The sequence below is a fragment of the Butyrivibrio proteoclasticus genome (assembly GCF_900115735.1).
Lineage (GTDB): Bacteria > Bacillota > Clostridia > Lachnospirales > Lachnospiraceae > Butyrivibrio > Butyrivibrio proteoclasticus_B.
Window position 1 is genome coordinate 25,057 of sequence record NZ_FOXO01000038.1, and the last position, 6,000, is coordinate 31,056.

Consider the following 6,000-nt stretch of genomic DNA (forward strand, 5'->3'; position numbering starts at 1 on the left):
TTAAGCCTTTCGTAGGAACCACTTAGGAACCACTTATTTTAAACAAGCAAAAAGGCTACAAGCCAGTTAAATACTGAACTTGTAGCCTCTCAATTCAATCGGAGTGACGTGATTCGAACACGCGGCCCCTACCTCCCTAAGATAGTGCTCTACCAACTGAGCCACACCCCGACGACGTTCTCCATTATATAACGACCAAAATATAAAATCAACCTTTTTTATTTCGTTTATTGAAAACTGAAAATCAATCGTTACTATTCAGACAGAAATGCGCACTAAGCTGCGCATTTCGTGAGAACTTGATACGGGAGTGAGCGCATTCCATCGACGAAGTCGATTTGGAATGAATGCGCGAAGTGGTTACTGGAGCGAGCTGTATGCGAGTGAACAGTAACAATCAATCAGCCAACGAGAAGTCACCTGCATCCCGGTGATTCAGTGCAGATCCCAGAACATATACACCACTGATGAGCATACAAGTGTTAAAACAACTGCAGTGTTGGTGATAAATCGAAGCACATTGACACACTTAAAGCCTTCCTGAATCTTCACAAGCCCAAGCGAAGTAAATACCAGTGAAGCTGTCATATATCTGAAGTCACTGCTACAGGTATACGGATACTTAAATACAAAAAGACTATAGCTTATGATCATGAATATATAAGTAAACACTACAAATGTGGTACGAAGTTTAGTTCCAGATTCCTTATATTCAGCAAAATAGCAAACAAAAAATACTATGGATGTAATAAGCGCAGCTATTATGGAAGCAACATAAGCAATTTGTGCAAAAGCAAGCAGGTAATCATTTATCTCAGCAGGAAAAGCCTCAGCAAAAAGACCTGTCTGAAAAAGGATGACCCATGAATTGTGGATTGATGCAGCACTTATCGGGTGGAATGGAAATTCCACATGAAGATCTGCCATGCCTGGAATACCTATTATTGACCAAACAGAATAAGCTCCGGTATACATCACTGATTCACTTGGAATAAGGGCCGGCGATGGTATACCCGGCTTTTCTCCAAAGAGAATAAGATTCCTGATAATATATGAAAGTCCAAGGGGAATAACTATCACTCCAAAGAGCAGATATTCCAAAATGCAGTCCCTAAGTTCTATAAGGTTTCCCTCTCTTATGCACCAGATAAGATAGCACAAAAAAACTAGTGCAATTGAGAACGCGCAGATAGCTGTATTAAGCTTACTTACCATGCCAAAGCCAAGAGAAAGTGCAATGAGTACGATGTTTATGTAGCTCTTTTCCCTAATCCAGACCAGTGTTCTCCAGATAGTTGTCAGCAAAAGAAGCAACGCTAAAATGTCATTGTTAACAGAACCAGCAAGTACCATCATCCTTGGATGAAAAGCAAAAAGAGCCATACCAAAGCAGATACCTTTTTCTGAAACTTTACACTCTTCCAAAATATGAAGCATCACAACTATACACAAGCTTGAATAAATAAGTGTCGGCACCTGTAGATTTTCAAAAGCAAGTGCTTCCGGAACACCTATAAGTCTCTGAACAGTCAGCCAGACAGCCTCTATTATATGATGAAGCGGTGGATGATAGTAGCCAAAATGATCATAGGGATTCATATCCGGCAAGTGGAAAAACTTATAAATATATTCAATGTATCCGATATGTCCGTTATTTATATCAGATGTGCCAAATCCGGTGAAAGTACCGCCATCATTTTGAAGAGTCCAAATATCATTAAAAAGAACGTAAAATGTTCTCATTAGTGTTCCAAAAAATACCATCCAGAGAATCTTTCGTTCTGTGGATAGTTTCCCCGAAATATATGATGAAACAAATAAACCTGCAAACAGCAAAGAAATTGCAAAGAAAGCTGCTATCTGCGGCTGTCTGTCCGCACCAAAAGCCACCGAAGTATATGGGTTGCCCTGAAGAACAGCCACCAAAAGTGCCATTAAAACAATGATAAGCACTGATTTTCTATAAACTTTTTCAGATAAAATCATTACAAAATCCCCAAATTTCTTTTTACTTTAATTTGTCCAGTATTTCCTGCGCATTCTTGGTTGTTACCTTAACATAGTGACACCCTACATAATGTTCAACTTTTTCCATTTTGATATAGTTTATGGCCGTGTCTGCAGCAGAATGTGACTGAGAAATATAGTCATTAAAAACAGTACCTGTAATACGTCCGTCAATAACATATTCTACGGCTTCTTCAAGAGCATCAACGCCAACAAGAAAAATATCCTGACCTACAGTCCTGCCATCGGCCTCTATTGCCTCTAAAGCTCCTAATGCCATAGCATCATTATTACAAAAGACTACCTCTATATCCTTATCTTCTTCCAAAGCCTTAGCCATGAGCTGTCTTGCCGTCTCCTGGTGCCAGTTGCCCACTTCATCTCCCACGCAGTCCAACTGCCACGCAGCATCTTTCAAGGTTCTGATAGAATACTCTGTTCTGTACTGGGAGTCAATATTTTCAGGATCACCTTCGATCATGTAATACTGTATCTTGCCGTCACCATTTAAATCGACAGTATCAAATCCCAAAGCTTCTATGATTTCGCCTTGATAAGTACCCGACTGGCGCGCATCGCATCCAACATATGAAACATGATAATCATTATCAACCCATCTGTCTTCTTCATCACCGTCAGGCTCCCTGTTCACATATACAAGCGGTATTTCTGCCTGTACAGCCAGATCAGTAATATCTTTTGCAAAAGAAGGATTAACAGGATTGACTATAAGTACATCCACTCCATCCTTTATCAGCTCTTTTACCTGATTGACCTGGGTATCATGGTTATTAAGGCTATCCATAATTATGATATTATCTTCTGAAATGCCCTGCTCTTCGAGACTTTTCTTTAATTCATCCCTAAACAAAGCCATATAATTATCTGCAAATTGGTAAATGCATACGCCAATCTTCTTGCCAGAAAGAACATCGCCGCTTTCAGCGCTAATCTCAGTATTTCCATTTTGAGAAGTCTTAACATCACAAGCAGTCATGAAACAGGTAACGACCATGACTGTCATAAAAAGACTTATCAGTCTTCTTTTCATAAAACAATTCCCTCCAAACAGAAAAATCCAAAGATATTATACCAAAAAAGAGCCGAAACCGACTCTTTTTTTATTCCTCTATAATATTATTGTAAATCAGTCAAACTTAAGAATTGTTCTAAGAATTCTTTTTGCACTTGTTTCAAGCGCATCGCGCCTTAACACTCCCATATCCATAGCCTTCCTCAATCTGTCCGGGAATCCATTTCCCATCTTAAGATCATTTCCGGCATTTAATTCCTTGTAATGTTCTCCCCTCGTCCACCAGTCAGATGTAACAAGGCCTTCAAAGTGCCATTCGTCACGAAGGATTCCTGTCAAAAGTTCTTTATTTTCAGAAGCCCTGTAACCATTTACTGCATTATAAGAAGACATTATGGTATAAGGCTGTGCTTCTTTGACAACAATTTCAAATGCTCTTAAGTAAATCTCACGAAGTGCTCTTTCTGAAACCCTTGAATCAGCATGTTTTCTATTGGTCTCCTTATTATTGCAGGCAAAATGTTTAACACTTGCACCTACATGGTTCTTCTGAATACCACAAACAAGAAAAGCCGCCATCTTTCCTGTAAGATACGGATCTTCAGAATAATACTCGAAATTTCTGCCACACATAGGATTTCTATGAATATTTATAGCCGGTGTAAGCCATACACTTAAATTGTTCTCTTTAATTTCTTCTCCGCCTGCAAAGCCGATCTTTTCAGCAATTTCTTTGTTCCAGGTGCAAGCAATTGTTGTAGCGCATGGAAATGCCGTCGTCAAAACTCCGGTTTCTGCTGCTATTCTCACTCCTGCAGGACCATCCGCCGTAGCAGCGCTTGGGACACCATAATCCGGCATATTACCAAAACTGAATGTGTTAGAAACGCCCACATTAGGCTGTCCTCCAACCAAATCCATAAGTTCGTCATCAGACAACTGACTTATAAACTCATCGAGTGTTACCTTTCCTTCTGCCACCTCATCAAAAGACCTTGCGCCCTCCTTATATGGATTTACAAATGATCGTATAGGAAAACCCTTTTGTGCCGGAAGAAGCGCTTCTTCTGTCCCCGCCTTCATTTTTTCAAAAGCACATTCATTGATGTCCCTATCTTCACCCAACGGAAGCATTTCATAGCTTCCGTCAGAGAGCATCCTCTCCTTTAATGAAACAGGCGCAACCTTATGGCTCAACTGAACTATAACTTTATCAGCAGGGTTCTCGTACGAGAACTCTGTCTTTTTGGCATCCCTTACATTGGCTCCAATATAAAACTCATATGTTCCCTTCTCAAGAACATATGCCGCTTCACTTATTTTTCCCAGATCATCATAAGACGACAATTCATATTCACTTACCCTTAATGTCAGAATCTGGCTCTCAAAAGGCAAAAGCTCTTTTGTCTTTTCAAAATCTCCAAGAGCCTTTTTCGGCTTGCCCAAAAGTCCCTGAGGTGCACTGTAATAGAGCTGTACAACCTCTTTACCAACCACTTTTCATGTATTTGTAACCTTTATTGTAAATACAATTTCTTCATCGCTATAAGCTGCACCAACCACTTTAATATTGAAATCAGTATAAGAAAGTCCGTATCCGAAAGGATATACTACCTTTTTATCCGCATCAGGTATTGTTTCAAAATAGCGGTATCCTACGTAAATATCCTCATTGTAATCAACATAATCAAAGGATTCGTTGAACTTTTCCGTAGAAGGGTAGTCCTCTAGCGTTCCTGCAAAAGTATCCGCTAATCTGCCTGATGGATTTACTTTTCCAAATATGACATCTGCAGCAGCATCGCCGCCTTCCATTCCGCCTTGCCCAATGAAAAGAACTGCATCGATCTTTGGATTTTCTTTTGCCCATCTAAGATCTATGATACCGCCAATGTTGAGGACAACGATGACTTTTTCAAAGCATGCGCATGCAGTATCAACCATTTCTTTTTCTTCTGATGTAAGATAGAAATCACCATCCGGAAAAATCTGCCCTGAAACCTTTGGCATTGATGTTTCAGAAGGCCATGGATTATACTCGTTATTGCATTCTATGCTGCTTCTATCCCAGCCCTCTCCCGAAAATCTGTTTAATACAACAATTGCAGTATCAGTAAAAGACTTTGCTCCTTCAAGAAGATTATCCGGAATCTTAACTTCTTTTGTCATTCCCGGCGCAAGTCCATCCTTGTACTGCTTATCAAGTTCATCCTTGTAGAATCTGATAAGAGGCTCGTATACTGATATGTTTTTTAGTTTAATTCCATCATAAAGCGAATGAATATATTTGCAAAAAACATCTCCTGAACCACCGCCACCTTTAACATAGTCAACAGACGCCTTTCCTATAAGTGCCACTTTTTCTTTACCTGAAAGAGGAAGTGTTCCATTGTTTTTCAAAAGAACTATCCCTTCACATGCAGCTTCTCTGGATATTGCAACATGTTCTTTGCTTCCAGTTATTCTGGTATCCCCATATAATGGTATCCCGGGCTGATATAGCAGCCTTGCCCATTTTCTCATCCTAAGTCCCTCCAAATATACATTTTTAATCCCATTTATAATTTACCATAGTTCACATAAAAAAAGAGCCTCATACAGCTCATTTTTTGTTACAATTCAGTTGTTAGCCAGGCACTCCTGAACGCATACCTAAATAATCCTATAAACAAATGCTGAAAAACGCAGAAAAATACTGAGTTTTTCAGCATTTTTTATTGCATCATAGATAGATATGCGTTATGATATACACATATCTATCTAAGGAGGTTAATTATGTCTATTGTGTATCAAACTGACAAGCGATCAGGCATTACTTATGCTTATGAATCCAAGTCTTATTGGGATAAGGAAACAAAGATGCCAAGGTGCAAACGGACTTTAATTGGCAGAGTTGATCCGGAGACCGGAGAAATAAAGCCCACTGACGGAAGATGTAGAAAGAACAGCCCTTATCAAAA

General features: G+C 39.5%; 4 protein-coding genes, 1 tRNA gene and 1 pseudogene. 1 reads left to right on the forward strand and 5 read right to left on the reverse strand.

All coding sequences use genetic code 11. The annotated features are described in order from the left end of the window. Positions 1-98: 98 nt before the first annotated feature. The 5 genes from BM146_RS16785 to BM146_RS20340 form a co-directional block, all read right to left on the reverse strand. Positions 99-171: transfer RNA gene (locus BM146_RS16785), tRNA-Pro, on the reverse strand. A gap of 264 nt (positions 172-435) precedes the next feature. Further along, positions 436-1,986, reverse strand: a complete 1,551-nt coding sequence (locus tag BM146_RS16790) for a glycosyltransferase family 39 protein (protein WP_074891567.1) — start codon at positions 1,984-1,986, stop codon at positions 436-438. 22 nt (positions 1,987-2,008) lie between these two features. Further along, positions 2,009-3,058, reverse strand: coding sequence for a substrate-binding domain-containing protein (locus tag BM146_RS16795; protein ID WP_074891569.1), 1,050 nt, complete (start codon positions 3,056-3,058; stop codon positions 2,009-2,011). 96 nt (positions 3,059-3,154) lie between these two features. After that, a complete protein-coding gene (locus BM146_RS20335) occupies positions 3,155-4,537 on the reverse strand; it encodes a glycoside hydrolase family 3 N-terminal domain-containing protein (RefSeq protein ID WP_330391856.1) in 1,383 nt (460 codons plus the stop codon). A gap of 3 nt (positions 4,538-4,540) precedes the next feature. Further along, complete coding sequence (locus BM146_RS20340; RefSeq protein ID WP_330391857.1) at positions 4,541-5,563, reverse strand: glycoside hydrolase family 3 protein; 1,023 nt, start codon at positions 5,561-5,563, stop codon at positions 4,541-4,543. 252 nt (positions 5,564-5,815) lie between these two features. Between BM146_RS20340 and BM146_RS16805 the strand changes: the two are divergent. Next, a pseudogene (locus BM146_RS16805) lies at positions 5,816-6,000 on the forward strand (hypothetical protein); the annotation flags it as partial.

Coding starts and splice junctions, on each gene's coding strand:
- BM146_RS16790 (WP_074891567.1), bottom strand. CDS start 1,986: ATGATTTTATCTGAAAAAGTTTATAGAAAATCAGTGCTTATCATTGTT.
- BM146_RS16795 (WP_074891569.1), bottom strand. CDS start 3,058: ATGAAAAGAAGACTGATAAGTCTTTTTATGACAGTCATGGTCGTTACC.
- BM146_RS20340 (WP_330391857.1), bottom strand. CDS start 5,563: ATGAGAAAATGGGCAAGGCTGCTATATCAGCCCGGGATACCATTATAT.